Annotated in this window: 22 protein-coding genes and 1 pseudogene; 15 read left to right on the top strand and 8 right to left on the bottom strand. The window is 70.7% G+C overall.

What is annotated here, in order from left to right; translation table 11 throughout:
* Positions 1-33 precede the first annotated feature (33 nt).
* On the bottom strand, positions 34-1152 hold the full coding sequence (locus tag C3481_RS05815; protein ID WP_103841164.1) for an alpha/beta fold hydrolase: 1119 nt from the start codon (positions 1150-1152) through the stop codon (positions 34-36).
* 114 nt (positions 1153-1266) lie between these two features.
* On the opposite strand from C3481_RS05815, the gene proC reads away from it, so the two are divergent.
* Positions 1267-2109, top strand: a complete 843-nt coding sequence (proC, locus tag C3481_RS05810) for a pyrroline-5-carboxylate reductase (RefSeq protein ID WP_064956101.1) — start codon at positions 1267-1269, stop codon at positions 2107-2109.
* A gap of 126 nt (positions 2110-2235) precedes the next feature.
* Here proC and C3481_RS05805 read toward each other — a convergent pair whose 3' ends face one another.
* Entirely contained in the window at positions 2236-2907 is a 672-nt protein-coding gene (locus tag C3481_RS05805; protein WP_023952231.1) for a TrkA family potassium uptake protein, read from the bottom strand.
* Positions 2900-4342 carry a TrkH family potassium uptake protein gene (locus C3481_RS05800; RefSeq protein WP_023952230.1) on the bottom strand — a complete coding sequence of 481 codons (1443 nt, stop codon included), beginning with the start codon at positions 4340-4342 and terminating at the stop codon, positions 2900-2902. Before C3481_RS05800 ends, C3481_RS05805 begins: the two co-directional genes overlap by 8 nt.
* A gap of 100 nt (positions 4343-4442) precedes the next feature.
* Between C3481_RS05800 and C3481_RS05795 the strand changes: the two genes are divergently transcribed.
* From C3481_RS05795 to C3481_RS05770, 6 genes are all read left to right on the top strand, one after another.
* On the top strand, positions 4443-4850 hold the full coding sequence (locus tag C3481_RS05795; RefSeq protein ID WP_023952229.1) for a helix-turn-helix transcriptional regulator: 408 nt from the start codon (positions 4443-4445) through the stop codon (positions 4848-4850).
* Between the two features lie 99 nt (positions 4851-4949).
* Positions 4950-5141 carry a helix-turn-helix domain-containing protein gene (locus tag C3481_RS05790; RefSeq protein WP_023952227.1) on the top strand — a complete coding sequence of 64 codons (192 nt, stop codon included), beginning with the start codon at positions 4950-4952 and terminating at the stop codon, positions 5139-5141.
* A gap of 83 nt (positions 5142-5224) precedes the next feature.
* Positions 5225-5323 carry a 30S ribosomal protein bS22 gene (locus tag C3481_RS05785; RefSeq protein ID WP_003792170.1) on the top strand — a complete coding sequence of 33 codons (99 nt, stop codon included), beginning with the start codon at positions 5225-5227 and terminating at the stop codon, positions 5321-5323.
* Between the two features lie 114 nt (positions 5324-5437).
* Positions 5438-5731, top strand: coding sequence for a rhodanese-like domain-containing protein (locus C3481_RS05780; protein WP_023952225.1), 294 nt, complete (start codon positions 5438-5440; stop codon positions 5729-5731).
* A gap of 16 nt (positions 5732-5747) precedes the next feature.
* Entirely contained in the window at positions 5748-6026 is a 279-nt protein-coding gene (locus tag C3481_RS05775; protein WP_023952223.1) for a glutaredoxin family protein, read from the top strand.
* Positions 6023-6325 (top strand): Dabb family protein, encoded by a 303-nt coding sequence (locus tag C3481_RS05770; protein WP_023952221.1) that lies wholly within the window; start codon positions 6023-6025, stop codon positions 6323-6325. Before C3481_RS05775 ends, C3481_RS05770 begins: the two co-directional genes overlap by 4 nt.
* Before the next feature lie 41 nt (positions 6326-6366).
* On the opposite strand, the gene C3481_RS05765 is transcribed toward C3481_RS05770, so the two are convergent.
* Both C3481_RS05765 and aspS read right to left on the bottom strand, forming a co-directional pair.
* A complete protein-coding gene (locus C3481_RS05765; protein WP_023952219.1) occupies positions 6367-7560 on the bottom strand; it encodes a mechanosensitive ion channel family protein in 1194 nt (397 codons plus the stop codon).
* 89 nt (positions 7561-7649) lie between these two features.
* A complete protein-coding gene (gene aspS, locus C3481_RS05760) occupies positions 7650-8990 on the bottom strand; it encodes an aspartate--tRNA(Asn) ligase (protein WP_103841162.1) in 1341 nt (446 codons plus the stop codon).
* Positions 8991-9089: 99 nt separating this feature from the next.
* Here aspS and C3481_RS05755 point away from each other — a divergent pair, with 99 nt between their 5' ends.
* The 6 genes and pseudogenes from C3481_RS05755 (at position 9090) to ccsB (ending at position 14756) form a co-directional block, all read left to right on the top strand.
* Positions 9090-9812 carry a DedA family protein gene (locus tag C3481_RS05755; protein WP_023952214.1) on the top strand — a complete coding sequence of 241 codons (723 nt, stop codon included), beginning with the start codon at positions 9090-9092 and terminating at the stop codon, positions 9810-9812.
* A gap of 25 nt (positions 9813-9837) precedes the next feature.
* Positions 9838-10480: pseudogene (locus tag C3481_RS05750) on the top strand (histidine phosphatase family protein).
* A complete protein-coding gene (locus tag C3481_RS05745) occupies positions 10480-11094 on the top strand; it encodes a TlpA disulfide reductase family protein (protein WP_023952210.1) in 615 nt (204 codons plus the stop codon). The pseudogene C3481_RS05750 and the gene C3481_RS05745 overlap by 1 nt, the downstream one beginning before the upstream one ends.
* On the top strand, positions 11091-11930 hold the full coding sequence (locus C3481_RS05740; RefSeq protein ID WP_103841159.1) for a cytochrome c biogenesis CcdA family protein: 840 nt from the start codon (positions 11091-11093) through the stop codon (positions 11928-11930). Before C3481_RS05745 ends, C3481_RS05740 begins: the two co-directional genes overlap by 4 nt.
* On the top strand, positions 11911-13686 hold the full coding sequence (locus C3481_RS05735) for a cytochrome c biogenesis protein ResB (protein ID WP_103841157.1): 1776 nt from the start codon (positions 11911-11913) through the stop codon (positions 13684-13686). Before C3481_RS05740 ends, C3481_RS05735 begins: the two co-directional genes overlap by 20 nt.
* A gap of 5 nt (positions 13687-13691) precedes the next feature.
* Positions 13692-14756, top strand: a complete 1065-nt coding sequence (gene ccsB / locus C3481_RS05730) for a c-type cytochrome biogenesis protein CcsB (RefSeq protein ID WP_103841155.1) — start codon at positions 13692-13694, stop codon at positions 14754-14756.
* A gap of 535 nt (positions 14757-15291) precedes the next feature.
* Here the strand turns inward: ccsB and C3481_RS05725 are convergent.
* A complete protein-coding gene (locus C3481_RS05725) occupies positions 15292-17343 on the bottom strand; it encodes a YhgE/Pip family protein (protein ID WP_103841153.1) in 2052 nt (683 codons plus the stop codon).
* On the bottom strand, positions 17340-20165 hold the full coding sequence (locus C3481_RS05720; RefSeq protein WP_103841151.1) for an MMPL family transporter: 2826 nt from the start codon (positions 20163-20165) through the stop codon (positions 17340-17342). The genes C3481_RS05725 and C3481_RS05720 overlap by 4 nt, the downstream gene beginning before the upstream one ends.
* 124 nt (positions 20166-20289) lie before the next feature.
* Between C3481_RS05720 and C3481_RS05715 the strand changes: the two genes are divergently transcribed.
* Positions 20290-20907, top strand: a complete 618-nt coding sequence (locus C3481_RS05715) for a TetR/AcrR family transcriptional regulator (protein WP_023952201.1) — start codon at positions 20290-20292, stop codon at positions 20905-20907.
* 18 nt (positions 20908-20925) lie between these two features.
* Here the strand turns inward: C3481_RS05715 and C3481_RS05710 are convergent, their stop codons facing one another.
* Positions 20926-21927 carry an o-succinylbenzoate synthase gene (locus C3481_RS05710; protein WP_258039023.1) on the bottom strand — a complete coding sequence of 334 codons (1002 nt, stop codon included), beginning with the start codon at positions 21925-21927 and terminating at the stop codon, positions 20926-20928.
* Between the two features lie 35 nt (positions 21928-21962).
* Between C3481_RS05710 and C3481_RS05705 the strand changes: the two genes are divergently transcribed.
* On the top strand, positions 21963-22862 hold the full coding sequence (locus C3481_RS05705) for a 1,4-dihydroxy-2-naphthoyl-CoA synthase (protein ID WP_023952197.1): 900 nt from the start codon (positions 21963-21965) through the stop codon (positions 22860-22862).
* The last annotated feature ends 14 nt before the right edge of the window (positions 22863-22876 follow it).

Here is a 22876-nt window from a genome sequence, read left to right as displayed (position 1 = left end):
CTGCGACTGCGACGGCGCCAGGGCCGGGGCCGGTCAGTCCCAGGAGCTGAGGATGATCGCCTCGGTCGGGGGAGCCGGTGAGATGGGCGTGCCGAGGTAGCCCATCGTCGAGAGGATCGCGGTGCGGACCTTGCCCGGGCGTTCGAGGTGCACGGCGTGCCCGACGCCTTCGATGACGACCTCGGTCACCTGACCGCCCGCCTCGCGGTACCGCTCGAAGACGGCGCGCGTCTGCGCGACCATCTGCTGAGCCGGCGCGGCTTCCACACCCGGCCAACCCGGGATCGCGCCGATCTCACCGAGGTGACCGCTGTCGGCGAACGAGCCGTCCGCGACGATGACGTCCGCACCGCCGCGCACCCACAGGATCGGAGGCGCGTCGTAGCCTTCCGCGAGGTCGACGATCGCCGAGACGTCGAAGTGCCCCGGTGCGAGGGCGTTCTGCGTGCCGAGCCCACCTGCGGCGAAGCCCGGCCAGTTCTGGCTCGGGACGCTGTCGCCGGGGTAGTTCCCCTCGGCCGTCGACGTCGTGAGCATCGCCTCGACCCACGTGTCTTCGTTGTCGGACTCGTAGTCGGGCGAGACGAACGACGTGCGGAAGAACGAACGGGCGGTGCCCTCGTCGTCGCCGGCGTCGCGAGCGGTGAGACGGTCGACGAGTGTCGGGCTGATCGTGCCTGCACCGCACCCGGCGTCGTCGTCGGTCAGGCGCGTGCCGTCGAGCCGCGTGCCGCCGAAGCCGTAGGGCGAGACGGGTGAGAGCAGGCTGAGCGAGAGCACCCGGTGATCGAGGGCGTACTGCATCGCGACCGCGGCTCCCAGGCCCCAGCCCACGAGGTGCACGGCGTCGAGGCCCAGAGCCTCGAGCGTCGCCCGCACATCGTCGGACAAGTCGCGGACGCCGCGCGTCGCGTCGACCGGGAGCCGTTCGGTGTCACCGAAGCCGCGGAGGTCGATGGCGATCGGGCGAACGTCGCTCGGCAGGTCTTCGATGATCTCCTGCCAGAACAGGCTCGACCCGGGAGCCGTGTGAAGCAGCACGAGCGTGCGGTCGGCCGGGGTCTCGGGGTCGTCTGCGGTGCGTTCGAGGATGTTCACCGCCAGGCGCGACGTCTCGATGGTGCGTGGCGTGATGCCGTCGAAGAGGGGCATGGCGGGATCCTTCGCTCTGCTCTGCGCGGCGAGCGCCTCCGCGCCCGCGGACGCTTCGACTCTACCTCGCGCCCGTTCCCTCCGCTGGGAAACGGCCGGACTTAAGATGGCCGCATGCCCGACGTCGTCGCCCTGCCCCCGATCGCCATCCTCGGAGCCGGTTCGATGGGGGGTGCGGTGCTCTCGGGCCTGGTGGCCTCCGGCGCCGCCGCCGGAGGAGTGACCGTCACCAACCGCACCGCCGAGAAGGCTGCCGCCCTCGCCGACCTGCCGGGAGTGACGAGCGTCGCGCTCGCAGACACACCCACGGGCAACACGGATGCCGCGGCCGCGGCCGATGTGGTCCTGATCGGCGTCAAGCCCGCGATGGTGCCCGACCTGCTGCGCGAGATCGCGCCGGTGCTGCGCCCGGGGGCGGTGGTGGTGAGCCTCGCCGCGGGCGTCACGATCGACACGTTCGCCGGCATCCTGGGGTCGGACGTCGCGGTCATCCGATCGATGCCCAACACCCCCGCCGTCGTCGGGAAGGCCGTCACGGGACTGGCCGCCGGCCCCGCGGCATCCGATGCGCACCGGGCGACCGTGCGCGCGCTCTTCGAGACGTGCGGCGTCGTCGTCGAGGTGCCGGAGGAGCAGATCGACGCCCTGTCGACGATCTCGGGCTCGGGCCCCGCCTACGTCTTCCTGCTGATCGAGGAACTCACGCGGGCTGCGGTGGGCAAGGGCTTCGCCGAGGCGGAGGCGCGGGTGATGGCCGAGCAGACGTTCATCGGTGCGGCCGCCCTGCTCGACGCCTCGGGAGAGGACCCGGCCGAGCTGCGCCGGCGCGTCACGAGCCCGAAGGGCACCACCGAGCGGGCGATCGCCGTGCTGCAGGAGGCCCGCCTCGACGACGTCTTCGCTCGCGCGACCGACGCCGCGCTGGCGCGCGCCCGCGAGCTCGCCGCCGGAGCCTGACCCCGACCCCCGGCCCCGACCCCCCCGGCCCGTCCCGCCCCCGAAGCGCCATTCGAGGTCCCACTTGGGCCGGGTATGCGTCCCGCATAACCGGCCGAATGGGGACCTCGACGCGGGGGTGCCGGGTCAGCGGTCGAGCGAGGCGAAGCGCTCGATGTCGGAGTTCGTGCCCGAGACGATGATGAGGTCGTGATTGGTGACGACCGTGTTCGCCTCGGCGTAGCGGAACGGCTTGCCGGGGCTCTTCACGCCGACGACCGTGACGCGGTACTTCGTCCGCACGCCGGACTCGTTGAGGCCGACGCCGCGGATGAACTTCGGCGGGTACATCTTCGCCAGCACGAAGTCGTCGTCGAAGCGGATGAAGTCGAGCATGCGCCCGCTGACGAGGTGCGCGACGCGCTCGCCGGCCTCGCGCTCGGGATACACGACGTGGTTGGCGCCGACGCGGGCGAGGATCTTGCCGTGCGACTGCGACACGGCCTTCGCCCAGATCTGCGGCACCTTCAGATCGACGAGGTTCGCGGTGATGAGCACGGACGCCTCGATCGACGAGCCGACCGCCACGACGGCGACCTGGAAGTCCTGCGCCCCGATCTGCTTGAGCGCGTCGAGGTTGCGGGCGTCGGTCTGCACGGCGTGCGTGACGCGCTCCGACCACTTCTGGACGAGCTCGAGGTTGTCGTCGATCGCGAGCACCTCGCGGTCGAGGCGGTCGAGCTCGCCCGCGCAGGCGGCGCCGAAACGGCCCAGCCCGATGACCAGGACGGGAGCGTCGCTTCGGATCTGCTCAACCAACGATCGGCCTTTCGACGGGCAGGGCGTACAACTGCGAACGGGATGCCGCGGCCACCGCTGCAGCGAGAGTCACTGTACCAACGCGTCCCATGAACATGACGAGGGCCATGACGTACACCGCCGGGTCGGGCAGTTCGGCCGTCAAGCCTGTCGACAGCCCGACGGTCGCGAAGCCGGAGATCACGTCGAACAGCACTTCGTCGACGGGGGCTTTCGTGATCTGGGCGATCGTGACGGTGCCGATCGCGACGATCGTGGCGCTCCACGCGACGACCGAAAGGGCGACGCGCTGGACGTCGCTGGGGATGCGGCGGCGGAACACCTGCACCGACGGGCGTCCCTTCGCCTCGGACCACACGGCGAGGGCGAGCACGGCGAGGGTCGTGACCTTGATGCCGCCGGCGGTCGAGGCCGAGCCGCCGCCGACGAACATGAGCATCGACCCGACGATGAGCGACGAGCCGTGCATCTCGCCGATGTCGATGATGGAGAAGCCCCCCGACCGGGTCATCGCCGAGATGAAGAAGGCCTGGAACGTGGTGTCCCACGCCTCCATCGACCCGAAGGTCGCCGGGTTGTCGTACTCGAGGAGCAGGAAGACTCCGGCGCCCGTGAAGAACAGGATGATCGTCGTGATGATCGTGAGCTTGGCGTGCAGCGACCACGCGCGCACGTGCCACTGGTGGCGCCAAAGCGTGAAGATCACGGGGAAGCCGATGGAGCCCAGGAACACCCCGGCCATGAGCACCGTGAGCATGACGTAGTCCTGCGCGAACGGCTGCAGGCCCTCCGCGTTCGGCGAGAAGCCGGTGTTGGTGAAGGCCATCGCCGCGTAGTACGGCGCCTCCCACAGCGCGGTGAGCGGGTCGACGCCGCCGAAAAGCAGCGAGGGGTACAGCAGGATCGCCAGGCCCGCCTCGATGACGAGCGTCGACAGCGCGACGGTGCGCAGCAGCAAGCCGACCTCGCCGAGGCGGACGGCCTGACCTTCGTTGACGGGACCGCCGTGTGCGCGCATCGGATTGCTGTCGCCGGCGGCGATGAGCTTCGCGCGCAGGCCGAGGCGCTTGGAGATCACGAGTCCCAGGATCGACGCGAGGGTCAGCACGCCGAGCGCGCCGACGTTGACACCGATGTAGATGAGGACGTGGCCGAACGGCGACCAGTGCGTGGCCATGTCGACGGTCGCGAGCCCCGCGACGCAGATCGTCGACACCGCGGTGAACAGCGCGTCGGCGAACGGCGTGGCCCGGCCCGATGCGGATGCCGCCGGCAGGGAGAACAGCGTCGTGAAGACGAGGATCAGCGTCGAGAAGATCAGAACCGCGAACCGTGACGGGGAGGCGGTCGCGAGATCACGACCGGCATCCCACGCGCTGCGCCCGAAGCCGCGGAGGCGGCTGAGGATGACCGCGCCGACGGACCTGTCCGCCATGCGTGTTCCTCCCCACGATCGCAGCTGTTGCTCCCGGCGCCGCGGTAGGTCGGTGCCGATGTCATGGTACTCGGGCGTGCGCGCCGACTAACCTGATGGCATGGCGGACATCTTCGACGTGATCGCCGACGGTACCCGTCGGGACATCCTGAGGCTCTTGCTCGATCGGGACTCCGATCCGCGCTCGTCCGGGACGAGCGTCTCGCAGATCGTGAGCGAGCTCGGCGTGAGCCAGCCGACGATCTCGAAGCACCTGAAGGTGCTGCGCGGGGCCGAGCTCGTCACCGTGCGGGAGGAGGGGCAGCACCGCTACTACAGCCTGTCTCCCGAGCCGCTCGATGTCGTCGACGACTGGCTCGTCCCCTTCCTCTCGTCCGAGGCCTACGACGCCGAGCCCGTCGCCGCGCTGCCCGAGCAGGCGGTCGCTGCGGCCGAGCTGGTCGGCCGGGCTGCGGCATCCGCGAAGCACGCCGTCACGAGCGTGTTCGGCAAGCGGTCCGGACGCTGAGCCCAGAGCCCTCGCTTCGGCGGAGCAACAGGCGTCACTCCGGTTTACACGCGTCGCGCCCGACCCCTAGAGTGTTCGCATCCGGGGAAAGGGATGACGATGGCCGAGCTGCCCGATGTGCGCTTCCTCACTGTCGCGGAGGTGGCCGAGATCATGCGGGTGTCGAAGATGACGGTGTATCGCCTCGTGCATTCCGGCGAGCTGCCCGCCGTGCGCTTCGGCCGCAGCTATCGCGTCCCCGAGTCGGCGGTGCGCGACGTCGTGCAACGGCCGATCGCCGACGTCGGCTAGACTGATCCGAGGCATTTTTCGCGAGGTGCCTGTTCCCGGACGCAGACGAGATGCGTCCAGACCCTGACATAGTGAGGTTTTCCGTGGGTTCTGTCATCAAGAAGCGCCGCAAGCGCATGGCGAAGAAGAAGCACCGCAAGCTGCTTCGCAAGACTCGCCACCAGCGCCGCAACAAGAAGTAAGTCGCGGCGACGTCACTGAGCGCCCCGTTCGGCTCCGGCCGAGGGGCGCTTCGTGCTTTCCGGATGCGGCCGCCCCGCCGCGCCGCGGCCTAGGCTGAACGTGGAGGAACGAGCATGAAATCCATCACCATCGACGAGCTCCGCGCGGGCCGCGACATCCCCCTCATCGACGTGCGCGAGGATCACGAGTTCGCCGCGGGACGTGTTCCCGGCGCGATCAGCATCCCGATGTCGCAGCTCGGCGACCGCATCGGCGAGCTGCCCGACGGCGCCTTCGACGTCATCTGCCAGGCCGGCGGACGATCGGCGCAGGTCGTCGCCGCCCTCGAGGCGCGCGGCTACGATGCGACGAACGTCACCGGAGGCACCGGCGAATGGGCGTCGCGCGGTTTCGAGCTCGAGCGCTGAGAGCGCCGCGCCACCGATGTCCACGCTGACGCTCATCTCCAAGCCCGGCTGCCACCTCTGCGACGTCGCCCGCGAGATCGTCGACACGGTCGTGGCCGACCTGCCCGGCGACGCGGAGGTCGAGGTCGTCGAGAGGTCGATCTTCGACGACCCGGCGCTCTTCGAGCAGTGGTGGGAGAAGATCCCCGTCGTGTTGATCGACGACCGCCTCCACGCGCACTGGCGTGTTTCCGCCGACCGGCTGCGCGCCGCGCTGACCGACGAAACCCCGACCCCGACCGAGGAGTCCGCATGACCATCCGCCACGTCGTCGCCTGGAAGCTCGCCGCCGAAGACGCCGAGACCCGAGCCGAGCATGCCGCCGAGGTGGCACGCCGCATCCGGGGGCTCGTCGGTGTCGTCCCCTCGATCCGCTCCCTGAGCATCGGCCCGAACAGCGCTTACGCCGATGTGAACGGCGACGTCGCCCTCGTCGCCGACTTCGACGATGTCGCCGGTCTCGAGGAGTACCAGGTGCACCCGGCTCACCAGGAGGTCGCGGCGTTCGTCCGCGGCGTCGTCGCGAGCCGCATCTCGGTCGACTTCGAGGTCTGAGCCGAGCCTCGGCCGCGCGCGGCGGCGCACGCGAGCACGCGTCAGTCGCGCCGATCGCGCTCGGCGAGGTCGTCCGTCACGACCACCGGGATCGCATTGGTGAACGTGCTCGCCCGGCGCTCGGCCTCGGCGCTGCCGGTGAAGAGCCCGTCGTTGGTCGGTGTGGGGTCGTGCGTGATGTGGTGGTCGCTGCCGTGGCCCGGGGTCGCGGCATCCGACATCACGATCCGCTGCACCGGAACGGCCTGCGGCATCGTGCGCTGCACCCACGTGACCATCGCCTCGCGCACGAGGCAGCGCAGGTCGAAGAGGGTCGGGGCGTCCTTCGCGGTGACGAGGATGCGCACCCGCACGTAGCCGGCGACGGCATCGGTCACCTGCAGCACCGAGGTTCGGCGATCCCAGAGGTCGGTCTTCTCGAGCACGTCGTGCAGGTGGGTGCGCATCGCGGCGGGGGAGACGTTCCAGTCGAGGTCCATCTCGACGGCGCCCAGCAGCTCCGAGCCGCGCCGGGTCCAGTTCTCGAACGGCGTCGTCGTGAAGTAGGTGCACGGCAGGACGAGACGACGGTCGTCCCAGAGGTCGAGGACGACGTAGCTGAGGGTGATCTCGCCGACGCGGCCCCACTCGCCGTCGGCCACCACGACGTCGTCGACCCGCAGAGCATCGCTGAAGACGATCTGAAGGCCCGCGAAGACGTTCGCGAGCACGGACTGCGCAGCAAGGCCCGCGACCACCGACGCGATACCGGCTGAGGCCAGGACGCTCGCCCCGACCGCGCGCACGGAGTCGAACGTGAGCAGCACCGCCCCGATGCCGATCACGATGATGATCGCGACGGCGAGGCGGCGCACGATCAGCATCTGCGTACGGATGCGGCGGGCGACGCGATTGTCGGGCACGTCGATGCGGTAGCGGCCGAGCGCGACGTCGGTGACGACGAGCACGAGGGATGCGAGCAGCCAGGCGCTCGCGGCGATGATGGCGATCGTCAGGATCTGCCCGAGCACCGACCGCCACAGCTCATCGGGGAACGCGGTCTGCACGGCCGCCCACAGCACGATGGCGACGAGCAGCGAACGGAACGGCGTGCGCGAGCGGCGGCCGAGCACCTCGGGCCAGCGCTGCCGTCGTGCGGCGATGCGCAGCGCGACGTGAGCGACCACCGCGATCACCGCCGCGACCGCGAGTCCCACCAGCACGGCGATGCCGAACTCCATCCAGCCGTCCCACATACGTCTTGCTCCTCTCGTCAGCGGAGAAGCCACGATACGGGCGTCGGCCGGCGGCGCCTGAAGGCTTGCCGGGTGTGCGGGGTGGTGTGTTACGGGGCCAGACGCGTGGGGCCGCGGAAGAGGTAGGTGACCTCGCGGATGGACGACTCGCCGAGCAGCAGCATCAGCACGCGTGCGAGGCCCATCCCGAATCCGCCGTGCGGCGGGGCGCCGTACCGGAAGAAGTCGAGGTAGAAGTCGAGGTGCTCGGGATCGAGCCCCTTCTCCTTGGCCTGCTCGATCAGGACGTCGACGCGGTGCTCGCGCTGCGCGCCGGTGGTGATCTCGACGCCGTTGAAGAGCAGGTCGTACGACTTCGTCAGCCCGGTCTCCTCGTCGCGCATGTGGTAGAAGGCGCGGATCTCGGGGTGATAGTCGGTGATGAAGACGAACTGGTGTCCGTACGTCTCGAGCACGTGCGCCGAGATCTGGCGCTCGCCCTCGGGGTCGAGGTCGCCGTCGGTGCGCGGGATGTCGTATCCGCGTGCCGTGACGATCTCGCGGGCCTCGGCGAGGGGGATCCGCGGGAACGGGGTCTGGGGAACCTGGACCTCGACGCCGAACAGCTCGGCGATCTCGTCGCCGTGCTTGTCCTTGACGGCCTGGAACGCGAACTGCAGGAGCTCCTCCTGCATCGCGGCGACGTCCTCGTGCGAGTCGATCCAGCTGATCTCGGCGTCGATCGAGGTGAACTCGGTCGCGTGCCGCGAGGTGAAGGACGGGTCGGCGCGGAAGACGTCGCCGATCTCGAAGATCTTCCCGAAGCCCGCGGACTGCGCCATCTGCTTGAAGAACTGCGGGCTCTGAGCGAGATACGCGGTCTTGTCCTCGAAGTAGGGCACTTCGAACAGCTCGGCGGCCGACTCGGATGCCGAGGCCATGAGCTTGGGGGAGTGGATCTCGATGTAGTCGCGCTCGATCCAGTACGTGCGCATGGCGTGCTCGAGTGTCGTCTGCACGCGGAAGATCAGGTTGTTGCGGCGCTGGCGCAGGTCGAGGAATCGCCAGTCCATGCGCTTGTCGAGACCGGAGTCGGCGGCGATGGGCGTCTCGGGGAGGGCCGCGGCCGCGATGTCGAGGGCGCCGATCTTGATCTCGACGCCGCCGAGCTTGACGCGCTCGTCGTGCTTGAGCTCGCCCGCGACCGTGAGGAAGGTGCCGGTCGAGAGGTTCGAGATCAGGTCGGTGAGGGCGAGGGCCGCGGCATCCTGCTCGCTGCCGTCCTCCGCCGGTCGGGTGGCGGGGTTGACCAGCTGCACGGCACCGGTCTCATCGCGGAGGATGACGAACTGCACCTTCTTCTGATCGCGGACGGTCTCGACCCATCCGGACACCGAAACGGGGCCGTCGGGGCGGGCCTGCAGCTGCTGGACGAGAACGCGTTCACTCACGAGGGGAGAGTCTACGCGTCCAGCAATCTCCGACGTCGCGGCCCTAGGCTGTCCGCGGGGCCCGGCCGGGCATCCGATCACCGAGCGCGAAGGCACCCGATGACCGTCATGACCCGCACCGCCTCCGCGCACGCGTCGGCTGCCACCGCCGATGAGGGCGGGTCGTGGCTGACCACGCTCGCCGACTGGACCGTGTCGCTGATGGACACGATCGGGCCGGCCGGCGCTGCGATCGCCGTCGGGATGGACAACCTCTTCCCGCCGATCCCCAGCGAGGTCGTGCTCCCGATGGCCGGGCTGGCGGCGTCGCGGGGGTCGTTCACGCTCGCGGAGGCGATCCTGTGGACCACCTTCGGATCGGTCGCCGGCGCGTTCATCCTGTATCTCCTCGGCCGCTGGCTGGGCGCGGATCGCCTGCGCCGGATCGCCGATCGGATGCCGCTGGTGACCGGCGACGACGTGGTCCGGTCGGTCCACTGGTTCGAGAAGCACGGATCGATCGCGGTGTTCTTCGGCCGGATGGTGCCGCTGTTCCGGAGCCTCATCTCGATTCCGGCCGGCGTCGCGCGGATGCACTGGTGGAAGTTCGGCCTGCTCACGACGGCGGGCAGTCTCATCTGGAACTCCATCTTCGTGATGGCGGGCTTCCTCCTCGGCGAGAACTGGCACATCGTCGAGCAGTACGCCGAGATCTTCCAGACGATCGTGATCATCGTCGTCGCGGTGCTCGTCGTCTGGTTCATCGTCTCCCGTGTGCGCGAGCTGCGGCGAGGCCGCTCCTCGGGCCCGGGCACGGCACCCGAGCGCTCAGGGTCCGCATAGGAGCCGCCGCCGTAGACTGGAGACCGTGCCCGCAGCCCGTCTCCATCTCGTGCGCCACGGTGAGGTCCACAACCCCCGGCGCGTGCTCTACGGACGGCTGCCGCACTTCGGACTGAGCGAGGACGGCCGGCGCATGGCGCGCTCCGCTGCCGAGTACGTGTCGTCGCTCGGCCGGCCCGTTACCGCCTTGATGTCGTCGCCACTGCAGCGCACACGCGAGTCGTCGGAGCCGTTCACCGAGCTCTTCGGTCTCGACCCCGTCATCGACGAGCGGGTCATCGAGCCGCACAACGTCTTCGAGGGCCGTCGCATGCGCAACGCCCTCGTCAACCCCTGGAACTGGTGGCACCTGCGCACGCCCGCCACGCCGAGCTGGGGAGAGCCCTACCTCGAGATCGTCGCGCGCATGGATGCCGCGATGCGCGATCTGTGGACCGCGACGGATTCGGGCGACGTCGTGATCGTCTCGCACCAGCTGCCGATCTGGATCACCCACCTCGCGATCGCGGGGGAGCCGCTGCGCCATGACCCCCCGTCGGCGCCGGTGCGCCCTCTCGAGCGTCACGAGCTTCGAGCTCGACGACGGGGGAGAGCGCGCCGCGTGGCGCGAGGTCGCGTATGCCGAGCCCGCGTCGACCGCGGGTGCCGTCGATGTAGGAGCCGTCTGATGAAGCGCCGCCTCGTGGCCGCCGTCCTCGCCCTCGGGCTCGCGGCAGGGCTCGCCGCCTGCTCGAGCCCCAACGACGACCTCGCGGGGCAGTACCGCGACGGCGACAACAAGGGGTTCATCTCGGGCGACGGCACGACCACGGAGATCCCCGAGGCCGAGCGCGGCGCCCCGATCGAGTTCACCGGAACGGCCGTCGACGGCTCGACGATCTCGAGCGCCGACTACGCCGGCAAGCCGCTCGTCCTCAACTTCTGGTACGCCCAGTGCGGGCCGTGCCGAGCCGAGGCGCCGCTGCTGGAAGAGGTCTACACCGACACGCAGGAGGTCGGCGCGGAGTTTCTCGGCGTCAACATCTACGACGGACCCGAGCAGGCGTCAGCCTTCGAGCAGAACTACGGCATCAGCTACCCCTCTCTCCTCATGCAGGGCGACGGTGAGCTGAAGCTCGCGCTCGCGGCATCCGCATCGGTCCAGGCGGCGCCCACGACGCTCGTGCTCGACACCGAGGGGCGGGTCGCCGCCCGTATCGTCGGACAGCTGCGGGATGCCGGCATCCTGCGCACCCTCGTCGAGGACGCCGCGAAGGCGGGCGCCGGCGCGGGATCGTCGTGAACCCGGGCGAGATCGTCTTCGGCGGAGCCCTGTGGCTCGCGGTGCCGATCGCCGTGCTCGCGGGCCTGGTGTCGTTCCTCTCGCCGTGCGTGCTGCCCCTCGTTCCCGGCTACCTCGGCTTCCTCGGCAGCGCGGTCACCCCGCGCGAGCCCGCGGGGCGGGGCGCCGGCCGCGACGAAACTCGGAGAATCGCGCGAAGCTCGGAGGATGCCGAGGGATCGGTCCGCGTTTCGACGGATTCTCCGACGTCCGCGCCGGGCCGCGGACGCCTGCTGCTCGGCGTCGGACTGTTCATCGCGGGATTCACCGTGGTCTTCCTCGCCATGGGCGTCTTCGCGGGCACGGTCGGCCGCGTCTTCTTCGAGTACCAGGAGGTCATCACGCGCGTCCTCGGCGCCGTCGTGATCGTCCTGGGGCTCGTGTTCGTCGGCATGTTCGGCTTCGCGCAGCGCATCTACCGGCCGCAGCTGCGGCAGAACCTCGGCATCGCCGGGGCGCCCCTGCTCGGTGTCGCGATGGGCATCGGCTGGGCGCCCTGCATCGGTCCGACCCTCGCCGCGATCCTCTCGATCGCCCTCAGCCAGGCCGACCCCACCCGCGCGGGGGTTCTCGCCGTCGCGTACTCGCTCGGACTCGGCATCCCCTTCGTCCTGCTGGCGCTGGGCGCGAGCTGGGCCACCCGCTCGGTGGCCTTCGTGCGCCGGCACATCCGCGTCGTGAACATCGCCGGGGGAGCGCTGCTGGTCGTCCTCGGCCTGCTGATGGTCACCGGCGTCTGGACCACGATCATGTCCGTCTTCCAAGGAGTGGTGGCCGGTGTCCCGACCTTCCTCTGACCAGGCCGATCCCTCGGCGCCGCTGCGACCGGGAGACCACTCCGACGCCCCCCAAGACAGCGGCGTGGATGGCGATCGCACGATCACGCAGCCCCAGCTCGGGATCGTCGGGTGGCTGCGGTGGGGCTGGCGGCAGCTGACGAGCATGCGCACGGCGCTCGTGCTGCTGCTCCTGCTCGCGATCGCCGCCATTCCGGGATCGATCGTGCCCCAGCGCAGCGCCGACCCCAACGGCGTGACGCAGTGGCGCACCGACAACCCCGACCTGTATCCGATCCTCGATGCGCTGCAGCTGTTCGACGTCTACACCTCGGTGTGGTTCTCGGCGATCTACATCCTGCTGTTCGTCTCGCTCGTCGGATGCGTCATCCCCCGCACCAAGCACCACTGGCAGGCACTGAAGTCGCGCCCGCCCCGCACCCCCGTGCGCCTGTCCCGGCTGGCCGATCACCGCACGGTCGGCGTCGCTCTGCGAGAGGACGAGGATGCCGCGGCCGCGGCGTCGGCGGCCGTCGACGAGGCTGAGCGACAGCTGCGCACGTCGGGCTACCGCGTCGAGCGCTACGACTCGGGCCCCGTGGCATCCGTCTCCGCCGAGCGCGGCTACCTGCGCGAGACGGGCAACCTCGTCTTCCACGGGGCGCTCGTGGGCGTGCTGATCTCGGTGGGCATCGGCGGTGGGCTGACGTACACGGGCCAGACCGTCATCGTCGAGGGCGACACGTTCGTCAACTCGCTCGGCCTCGGCTACACCTCGTTCAACCCGGGCCGCTTCGTCGACACCGACCAGATGCCCCCGTACTCGCTGACCCTCGACAAGTTCGACGTGACGTACGGCCCGTTCACCGGGGGACCGGGGCACGGGATGGCCGGTGACTTCCTCGCCCACCTCACGGTGACCGAGCCCGGGCAGGAGCCGCGCGACGGCGACGTGCGGGTCAATCACCCCTACGGGATCGAGGGTGACCGCGTATACCTGATGGGCAACGGCTACGCCCCGACGATCACCGTCCGCGACGCCGCAGGCGAGGTCGTGTTCAGCGAGGACGTGCCGTTCCTGCCGCAGGACAACAACATGACCTCGATCGGGGTCGTCAAGATCGCCGACGGGATGCCGAAGCAGCTGGGGTTCGCCGGCTTCTTCTACCCGACCGCTGCGACGCTCGAGACGGGCGCCATCGCCTCCGCCTACGGCGACCTCACCAACCCGCTCGTGACCTTCCGCGTCTACGAGGGCGACCTCGGCATCGACGACGGCACGCCCCGCTCGGTGTACACGCTCGACCCGACCGGCATGGAGCAGATCGCCGGCGGCGACTCGGGTGTCGCGTCGCTCGAGCTCGAACCCGGTCAGACCGTCGACCTTCCCGGCGGTCGCGGCACCGTGACCTTCGAGGACCAGCGCGCGTCGGGCGCCGAGGCAGCGGTCAAGCGCTACGTCTCGCTGTCGATCCACCGCGACGTGGGGGCGCCGTTCGTGCTCGTCTTCGCGATTCTTGCGACCCTCGGTCTGCTCGCGGGTCTCTTCGTGCCGCGCCGGCGCCTGTGGGTCAAAGCGACCCCGGTCGACGGCGCGATCCGCCTCGAGTACGCCGGTCTCGCCCGCGGCGAGGACCCCGCGATCGCGCAGGCGGTCGCCGACGTCTCCCGCGGCCACCTCGCCGCCCTCGGGCGCGACGAGGTCGAGGTCCCGCCCGAGGCGGAGCGTCCCCGCCGTCCCCGCCCCGCCCGCGCGCAAGCGCCCGACGTAAACTGAGGATCATGCCCGAAGACCTGTCGTTGGATGCCGTCTCGGTCCTGCTCGTCTGGACAGCTGTGGCTGTCTACGCGCTGGCCTTCATCGCCTACGCGGTCGATCTGGCTCGTCGTTCCGACCTCGCGCTGAAGACCAAGGACTCCGTCCCGGCGGCCGCCGCCGCTCCGGTCCTGGTCGGTGCCGGCGGCTCGCAGACGATCGGCGAGATCCGCGCCGCGGAGGCACAGGCCGAGCTCGCGCTCAATGCCCGCCCCGCCGACCGGCCGCGCCTGCTGTGGGCGCGCATGGGCACGACCCTGACGTGGATCGCGTTCCTCTTCCACCTCGGCGCCACCGTGCTCCGCGGCATCGCGGCCGAGCGGGTGCCGTGGTCGAACATGTACGAGTTCGCCCTCACCGGGCTGCTCCTCGTGGTGATGGTCTACCTCGTCGTGCTCTTCCGGTACGACCTCCGGTTCCTCGGCACCTTCATCACCGGTCTCGCGGTCGTGCTGCTGGGCGGATCGGTCCTCAACTTCTACGTCGCGGTGGTGCCGCTCGCGGACCCGCTGAAGTCGATCTGGCTCGTCATCCACGTCTTCGTCGCCTCGCTCGCGTCGGCCTTCTTCGCGCTGGCGTTCGCCCTGTCGATCGTGCAGCTCATGCAGGCGCGACGCGAGGCACGCGCCCTGGCCCGCGCAGGCGCAGACGCAGACGCCGGGGATGCGGCATCCGCTCCTCGGCGCGACGGCGCGCGCTTCCTGCGGACGCTGCCGAGCGCAGACGCTCTCGAGTCGCTCGCCTACCGGTTCGCGATCATCGGCTTCATCTTCTGGACCTTCACCCTCATCGCCGGTTCGATCTGGGCCAACGATGCGTGGGGCCGGTACTGGGGCTTCGACACGAAGGAAGTGTGGACCTTCGTCATCTGGGTGCTCTATGCGGGCTACATCCACGCGCGCGCAACGCGCGGCTGGCGCGGCAACCGCAGTGCTTGGCTGTCGATCGTCGGCTTCTCGGCGGTGCTGTTCAACTTCATCATCGTCAACCAGTTCTTCAAGGGGCTGCACGCCTACAGCGGCCTGAGCTGAGCCTCGGGGCCGCCGCCCGGCCTGCGCCTCCGGTTGGCGGGTTCTGCCCGTACCTGTCGCGGGACGGGGCGTGAACTGCCACCTGTGCCATGCCGGTGGTGCGGGACCTCGCTTCGGTTGGCAGGATCCGCCCACTCGTGCGTCCTGAAGGGGCGCGAACTGCCGCCTGAACCTTGCGCTGGTGTGGTGGCCGCCCTCGACTGGCGGATCGGCCATTCCTGTGGGGTGAGGCCCGCCGCCCGAAGCTCACCGGGCCGCGGGCCCGGCCTCGCCTGGCAGCACGCGCCCATCCCTGTGGCGCGAAGGGGCGTGGACTGCCAACTGAAGCTTTGTGGTCCGTGGCCCCGCTTCGGTTGGCAGCGCGCGCCCATTCCTGCGGCGTGAAGGGGCGTGAACTGCCAACTGAAGCTTTGTGGTCCGTGGCCCCGCTTCGGTTGGCGGCGCGCGCCCATTGCTGCGGCGCGAAGGGGCGTGGACTGCCAACTGAATCCCCCCGCCCCGCCCCGCGCGGGGCGGGGCGGGGCGGGGCGCGGTGTCAGGCGGTGGCGGGGCTGAGCACGGCGCGCACCGACGTCGTGCGCGCGCGGGCGGTGACGATCACCGTGACCACGAGCGAGATCGCCGTCCACACGAGCAGTCCCGCGATCGCGGCGCCGGCGCCTCCGGTCGAGGTGAGCACCGCGAGGAGGCCCTGGTAGGCGGATGCCGTCGGCAGCAGCCCCGCGATCTGCGAGAGCACGCCCGGCACGGTCGAGACGACTCCCGTGGCAACCGCGAGTACGGCGACACCGGCCGCGACCCATCGGCCCGCTCCGCCGAGCAGCGCCACGAGAGCCTGGTTCACCGCGGCGAAGGCGACACCAGCGAGGGCAGAGAGCCCAGCGAACGCGGCCCACGTCCACGGATCGTACGAAGCGGCGAGCTGCACGACGACGGCGACCAGCACGCCCTGCACGAGCCCCACCACGGCGGCGGGCGCGAAGGCGCGGAGCGTCAACACGAACGAGGGGCGCCGCGAGGTCAGCGCGCCGCGGGGTACGGCCTGCAGCGCGACGAACGATCCGATCGCGCCGAGCCACAGCGCCAGGCCCGTGAGGAGCGGAATGGCCGAGGCTCCGAACAGCTCGGCACCCAGGCCCTCGGCCTCGACCGGCGCCGCGACGACGCTCGCGAGGTCGGTCGCCTGCTGGTCGGTGTACGACGGCAGCGCGGCCGTCGCGGTGTCGAGGCCGTCGGCAAGGGTGCCCGTGCCGTCGGCGACCGTGCCGACACCGGTGGCGAGGTCGGTCGCACCGCCGGCCAGCTCGCCGGCGCCGGACGAGAGCTGCGCGGCGCCATCGGCGGCGGAGGAGGCGCCCGTCGCGAGCGCTGAGGCGCCGGAGGCCAGCTGGCCGCCTCCCGCCGCGAGAGCGTCGGCGCCGTCGGCGAGCTCGGTCATGCCGTTCGCGAGCTGTGTCGCCGCGCCCGCGGCCTGCTGCAGGCCGGCGATCAGCTCGGGCGCCGAGGCGGCGAGTCCCGAGACCTGTCCGGCGATCTGGCCGGACTGGCCGATCACGCCGGTGACCTCGGGGAGTGCGCTCTGCGTCCGCTCGGAGACGGCGCGCAGGGCATCGCAGACCTGCGCGGATCCGCCGTTCGCCTCGCAGCTGGCCGAGACCGCGGCGAGCTCGTCGGCCGCCTGCGTGACCCCGCCGGCGATGCGGTCGGAGTTCTCGGCGAGGTACTGCGCCCCGGCGACCGCCTCGGCGGGGATCTGGGGAACGCTCAGCCCGTTCAGCGACTGCGACAGCTGGGTCGCGAACTCGTTGGTCCCGCCCGCAAGGGTGCGTGCCCCCTGCGCCCAGGTGGTCAGGCCCGTCTGGGTCGCCGCGGCGCCGTCGGAGAGCTGCGAGGCACCGGTCGCGAGCTGGCCGACCCCGTCCGCGAGGGTTCCCGCGCCGCTCGCCAACTGGCCCGCGCCGTCGGCGAGCTGCGTCGCGCCGTCGGCCGCCTGCCGTCCGCCGTCGGCGAGCTGACGCGCGCCCGAGGCGGCGTCGCCGAGCTGATCCCCCAGCGTTGTGAAGCCGAGGAACACGTTCTCGAGGTAGACCGTCGAGAGCTGCGAGCCCATCAGCGACGTCGCCGCCTGCGTGATCTGGGCCGTGATGGCGTCGTCGACGACGAGGCTGTCGGGGGCGGTGTCGACCCGGATGGTCGCCTTCTCCGGCGTGCCGCCCGGGGCGGTCGAGGTGGCCGCCGCCGAGAAGCCGCTCGGGATCGTCACGACAGCGTCGTAGGTGCCGTCGGCGAGCCCGGCCCGGGCGTCCTCGTCGTTCGAGATGACCCAGTCGAGGTTGCTCGGGACCTCATCCGACCCGGCGACGAGACCCGCGGTCAACTGCCGGCCGAGGGGTGCGAGCTGACCGTTGATCTCGACGGCCTGATCGTCGTTGACGATGGCCGCCCGCATGTTGCCGAGCCGTTCGACGGGGTTGTAGAGCGCTGCCACCAGCACGCCGCCGATGAGGACGGGCAGCAGGATGACGCCCACGATCGTGAGCCAGGTGACGGGCTTGCGCGAGCGGGCGCGCTCGATGGGCAGAGTCATGACGAGATCACCTCGGTGTTCGGGTGCGACGGTTCGGACGCGGATGCCGCGGGTGCACCGTCGTGCAGGGGGAGGGTGTGGGGAGCGGGGCGGTGCGCTTCGGCGAGGATGTCGAGCACGCCGAGCTCGCGCCGCACGACGGCGACGACGGTGAGGGCGCCGGCGCCTGCGTGACGGTCGTCGAGGTCGGATGCCGCGTCGCGGAGTACCGCCGCGGCCTGGTCGCGGTCGGCGCCGGTCAGGGCGTCGAGTCCGTCGACGACGACGATCGCCGTGCCGCCGGCGGTAGCGCGACGCAGCTCGGCCACGGGGTCGGTCGTGTCGTCGAGCAGCGCGAGGCCGACGTGCGAGCGGACCCACGGCGCCCGCTCGGGCAGCAGGTGCCCGCCGACGCGGAGCAGCCCGCCGTCGACGCGCAGACGCCCGGAGACGGCGAGGGCGAAGGTGCGGCCGACACGGGGATCGGGGTGGGAGACGACGAGCGACTCGCCCGGCTCGACGCGGAAGGTCGCGTCGGAGAAGACCGCTGCGCGGCCGTCGTCGTCGGCGTGGACGGCGACATCCTCGCCGACCAGGGCGGCGGAGGTGTTGCGCTCCGGCCAGTCGCGCAGCGACAGCTCGCGTTCGACGGCCTCGCCCTCGATGTCGAAGTGGGGGAGGATGCGGTCGAGCCAGCGCGGCATCCACCAGGCCTTCTCGCCGAGCAGCGCCATGACGGCCGGTACGAGTGTCATGCGGATGAGGAACGCGTCGACGGCGATGCCGACGGCGAGCCCCAGTGCGATCGGCTTGATCGACGAGTCGCCCTCGGGGACGAACGCGGCGAAGACGGCGAACATGATGACCGCCGCGGCCGTGACGACGCGCGCCGATGAGGTGAAACCGGAGCGGACGGCCCCGACGGCGGTGAGGCGATCCGCGCGGCCACCCCGGTCTCGGCGGGCATGGACGTAGTCCTCGCGCATCCGCGAGACGAGGAAGACCTCGTAGTCCATGGCGAGGCCGAACAGGACGCCCATGAGGATGATCGGCATGAAGCTGATCACGGGCCCCTCGCGGGTGACGTGGAGCAGGTCGGCGAACCAGCCCCACTCGAAGACGGCGGCGACGACGCCGAAGGCGGCGAGCACCGAGAGCAGGTAGCCCAGCGCAGCCTTGATCGGCACCCAGATCGACCGGAACACGATCGTCAGCAGGATGAGGGAGAGCCCGACGACGAACACGCCGAAGGGCAGGAGCGCCTCGCCGAGCCGGTCGGAGATGTCGATGCCGACCGCGGTGAACCCGGTGACCTTGAGGTCGACGCCGTACTCGTCGAGCAATCGGTCGTGCTGTGCGCGCAGCTCGCGCACGAGGTCGGCGGTCTCGGGGGAGTCGGGTGCGGTCTCGGGCACGATCTGCACGAGCCCCGTGTCGGCGGTCTCGTTGGGGGTCGCGAGGGCCACCTCTTTCACGCCCGGGATGGTCGCGATGTCGTCGCCGATGTCCTGCATCAGGGTCAACGGGTCGTTCGAGGTCACGATGGTGCCCGTCATGATGAGCGGGCCGTTCGCGCCGGGGCCGAAGTGCTCGGCGGTGAGGTCGTACGCCTGCCGGGCCTCGCTCGATGGCGGCTGCACGCCCGCGTTCGGGAGGGCGAGGGTCAGGCTCGCCGACGGGATCGCGACGACGCCGAGCCCCACGACGACCGCGATCGTCGTGACGAGGGGATGCCGCGTGACGCCGCGCACCCAGCGCTCCGAGAACGACCGGCGAGGTGCGGCCGGCCGCTTCCGCGATCGCTTCGTCCGGCGGGGCCAGCCGGCGACACGCGCCCCGGCGAATCCGAGCAGGGCGGGGGTGAGGGTGACGGCCACGACGACCGCGATCGCGACGGCGACGGCAGCGGCGATGCCCATCGTCGTGAGGAACGGGATGCCGGCGAAGCTCAGGCCGATCAGCGCGATGAGCACCGTGATGCCGGCGAACGCGACGGATGATCCCGCGGTTCCGGTCGAACGGGCGGCGGATTCCTCGGGGTCCATGCCTGCCCGCACCTGGTCCTGGTGGCGGGCGGCGATGAACAGCGAGTAGTCGATGCCGACGGCGAGGCCGAGCATGACCGACAGCAGCGGGGTCGTCGACGACACCGACGCGAACTGGGTGGCGACGAAGATCATCGACGTCGCCAGAGCCACGCCGATCAGGGCGCTGATCAGGGGGAACCACGACACCGCGAACGAGCGGAACGTGACGATGAGAACGAACAGTGCGACGAGCACGCCGATGACCTCGACGATCGACAACGCCGGGATCGAGGTCGAGAACAGGTCACCGCCGAGGGCGATCTGCGTGCCGTCGGGGAGGTCCGATCGCATCCGGTCGGCCACCGAGGTGAGCGCGTCCTTCGTCTCGGTGCTGACCGAGGTCGCCTCGCCGTCGAACTGCACGCGGACGATCGCGGCCCGATCGTCCTCCGAGACCAGGCCGGAAACGGTCTGGTCGAACGGATCGGTCACGGCCAGGACGTCGTCGCCGAGGTCTCCGAACGCCGTCACGGTGTCGGCGATCTCTCCGGAGAAGGGCTCATCGCGCACGCTCTCGCCGTCGGGGGCGACGACGACCAGCTGCGCGCTCGTGCCGCTCGCCTGGGGGAAGGTGCGGTTCAGCAGCTCCAGCCCCTCCTGCGCTTCGGTTCCGGGGATCGAGAAGGAGTTGTCGGTGCCCTTGTTCAGCAGTGCCGCACCGCCGCCGGCGATGACGAGGATCAGCAGCCATGCGGTGAGCACGCGCCAGGGGTGACGGAACGACCAGCGTCCGAGGGTGAACAGGAGTGTGGACACGGGCGCTCCAGGTCTGATCGATCGTCATGGTGTTCGATACAGCGCTGTATCCGATACACCAATGTATCCTAGGTTCATCACGCATCGGTCAGGCTGGACGATCGGTGTGAACACGAGGAGCACCATGGACGCCGAGGCACGCACAGCCACCCGCAGTCGCGAGAACACGCGCGCCCGGCTGCTCGATGCCGCCGCCGAGGTCTTCGCCGAGGTCGGTCTCGACGCGGCATCCGTCGAGGCCGTCTGCGACCGTGCCGGGTTCTCCCGCGGCGCCTTCTACTCGAACTTCGACTCCAAGGGAGAGCTCTTCCTCGCCCTGGTCGAGCGGTCCTCGAGCGAGAAGCTCGACCTGGTCGCCGACCGCGTCCGCACCCTCGATCGCACCGCGGCGCCCGATCCGTCCTTGCTCGTTCCGCAGATCGTCGACGTCTCGCTCGGGGGCATGGAGCCCCGGCTGGTGTCGGAGCTGCGCACGCAGGCGTTGCGCGACGAACGGATGGCCGAGGCCTACCTTCGCCTGCAGGACGGCATCGTCGAGCGAGTGCGGGTGATCGTCGACGACATCCGAAAGGTCTACGAGCTGCGCTTCCGGCTGCCGATCACGGAGGTCGCGCAGCTCATGGTCGATCTCTCCGATGCGACGTGCGAGCGGGCGGCGGTCGAAGGGCTCGGCGAAGCGGAGACGACGCGGCTGCTGCACGAACGCATCGGGCAGCTCGCGACCGCGCTCCTCGACGCCTGAGGTCTGCGCGATCTGCGGTCAGTGCTGTCGCGCGAGCACCGCGTGGCAGCGCTCGAGACGCTCACGCCACCACCGCTGCCGCTCCGCGGACGGGGCGAGCTCGGCGACGGCATCCCGGTCGACCGAGACCCGTCCGGTCGGGAGCTCGCCCGAGATGGGACGGAGGGCGGGAGTCGCGACGTCGGCGGCGAACAGCGAGGCCGTCCCCAGGCCGCAGTCGAATTCGAGATCGGGCAGGGCCGCCGCGAGGGCGACGCCCATCGACAGGCCGACGCTCGTGTCGAGGGCGCTCGAGACCACCGCGGGTAGACCTGCCTCTGCCACCAGGGCGAGCGCGCGCCGGACGCCGCCGAGCGGCTGCGCCTTGATGACGAGCAGATCGGCGGCGCCGGCCCGTGCCACGGCGAGCGGGTCGTCGGCCTTGCGGACGCTCTCGTCGGCGGCGACCGGGATCCCCATGTAGCGCACGCGGCGGCGCAGCTCGGCGAGTTCCGCCACGCTCGCGCACGGCTGCTCGACGTACTCCAGATCGAACTCCGCCAGGGCGTGGAGCGCGTGCTCGGCCTCGTCGAGGTTCCACGCGCCGTTCGCGTCGATCCGCACGCGCCCCTCGGGGCCGAGCGCCTCGCGGACGGCCCGCACGCGAGCCACGTCGTCGGCGAGCACCTGGCCGCGCTCCGCGACCTTGACCTTGACGGTGCGGCATCCGTCGTACCGCGAGAGCACCTCGGCGACGCGCTCGGCCGCGACGGCCGGAACCGTGGCGTTGACCGCGACGCGCTCGCGGACCGGCGCAGGCGTCGCGGTCCAGCCGAACTCGAGCGCGGCGGCCAGCCAGGTCGCGGCCTCGCCGTCGTCGTACTCGGTGAACGGAGAGAACTCGGTCCAGCCCTCGGGCCCCTCGAGCAGCAGTGCCTCTCGCACGTCGACCCCGCGGAAACGCGTCGTCAGCGGCAGTGCCACGACGTGCGACCGGTCGAGCAGCTCGGCCAGGGAGGGGCGGGGGAAGTCGGGGTCCACGCGTTCATCCTCCCACCGCGGCATAGGCTGGCGGCATGGTCTCGGAACTGTTCGATCCCGCGGAATGGTCGCTCGCCCCCGGGGCCGACGCGTACACAGACATCACGGCTCACGTCTCGAACGACGGGCGCATCGCGCGCATCGCCTTCGACCGCCCCGAGGTGCGCAACGCCTTCCGCCCGCACACGGTCGACGAGCTGTACCGCGCGCTCGACATCGCCCGTCAGGACCCCCGCATCGGCGTCGTGCTGCTGACGGGCAACGGTCCGAGCGCGAAAGACGGCGGCTGGGCGTTCTGCTCGGGAGGCGACCAGCGCATCCGTGGCCGCGACGGCTACAAGTACAGCGACGACGAGAGCGCCGTGGCCGACCCCGCCCGCGCGGGCCGGCTGCACATCCTCGAGGTGCAGCGCCTCATCCGGTTCATGCCGAAGGTCGTCATCGCGGTCATCCCGGGGTGGGCCGCCGGCGGCGGGCACTCGCTCCACATCGTGTGCGACCTCTCCATCGCCTCGGCCGAGCACGGCCGGTTCAAGCAGACCGACGCGGATGTCGGGTCGTTCGACGCCGGCTACGGCTCGGCGTACATGGCGCGCCAGGTCGGTCAGAAGATCGCCCGCGAGGTCTTCTTCCTCGCCGAGGAGTACTCCGCCCAGCGCGCGTACGAGATGGGCGCGGTGAACCGCGTCGTCCCGCACGCCGAGCTCGAGCGCGAGGCGATCGCGATGGCCCGCACGATCCTCGGCAAGTCGCCCACCGCGATCCGCATGCTGAAGTTCGCGTTCAACGCGATCGACGACGGGATGGTCGGTCAGCAGGTCTTCGCGGGCGAGGCGACGCGCCTCGCCTACGGCACCGACGAGGCCGTCGAGGGACGCGATGCCTTCCTGCAGAAGCGCGACCCCGACTGGTCGCCCTACCCGTACCACTTCTGAGATGGATCGCCTCT

This window comes from Microbacterium sp. Ru50 (assembly GCF_002920555.1).
Taxonomy (GTDB): domain Bacteria; phylum Actinomycetota; class Actinomycetes; order Actinomycetales; family Microbacteriaceae; genus Microbacterium; species Microbacterium arborescens.
The sequence above is the reverse complement of the archived record's forward strand: the minus strand, read 5'-3'. Positions and strand labels throughout refer to the sequence as shown.

Excerpts from the sequence above, each read along its gene's own strand:
- C3481_RS05705 (WP_023952197.1), top strand. The coding sequence starts at position 21,963 with ATGGTCTCGGAACTGTTCGATCCCGCGGAATGGTCGCTCGCCCCCGGG.
- C3481_RS05765 (WP_023952219.1), bottom strand. The coding sequence starts at position 7,560 with ATGTGGGACGGCTGGATGGAGTTCGGCATCGCCGTGCTGGTGGGACTC.
- C3481_RS05715 (WP_023952201.1), top strand. The coding sequence starts at position 20,290 with ATGGACGCCGAGGCACGCACAGCCACCCGCAGTCGCGAGAACACGCGC.
- C3481_RS05725 (WP_103841153.1), bottom strand. The coding sequence starts at position 17,343 with ATGACTCTGCCCATCGAGCGCGCCCGCTCGCGCAAGCCCGTCACCTGG.
- C3481_RS05815 (WP_103841164.1), bottom strand. The coding sequence starts at position 1,152 with ATGCCCCTCTTCGACGGCATCACGCCACGCACCATCGAGACGTCGCGC.
- C3481_RS05800 (WP_023952230.1), bottom strand. The coding sequence starts at position 4,342 with ATGGCGGACAGGTCCGTCGGCGCGGTCATCCTCAGCCGCCTCCGCGGC.
- ccsB (WP_103841155.1), top strand. The coding sequence starts at position 13,692 with ATGCCCGAAGACCTGTCGTTGGATGCCGTCTCGGTCCTGCTCGTCTGG.
- C3481_RS05745 (WP_023952210.1), top strand. The coding sequence starts at position 10,480 with ATGAAGCGCCGCCTCGTGGCCGCCGTCCTCGCCCTCGGGCTCGCGGCA.
- C3481_RS05770 (WP_023952221.1), top strand. The coding sequence starts at position 6,023 with ATGACCATCCGCCACGTCGTCGCCTGGAAGCTCGCCGCCGAAGACGCC.
- C3481_RS05755 (WP_023952214.1), top strand. The coding sequence starts at position 9,090 with ATGACCGTCATGACCCGCACCGCCTCCGCGCACGCGTCGGCTGCCACC.
- C3481_RS05775 (WP_023952223.1), top strand. The coding sequence starts at position 5,748 with ATGTCCACGCTGACGCTCATCTCCAAGCCCGGCTGCCACCTCTGCGAC.
- C3481_RS05790 (WP_023952227.1), top strand. The coding sequence starts at position 4,950 with ATGGCCGAGCTGCCCGATGTGCGCTTCCTCACTGTCGCGGAGGTGGCC.
- proC (WP_064956101.1), top strand. The coding sequence starts at position 1,267 with ATGCCCGACGTCGTCGCCCTGCCCCCGATCGCCATCCTCGGAGCCGGT.
- C3481_RS05780 (WP_023952225.1), top strand. The coding sequence starts at position 5,438 with ATGAAATCCATCACCATCGACGAGCTCCGCGCGGGCCGCGACATCCCC.
- C3481_RS05795 (WP_023952229.1), top strand. The coding sequence starts at position 4,443 with ATGGCGGACATCTTCGACGTGATCGCCGACGGTACCCGTCGGGACATC.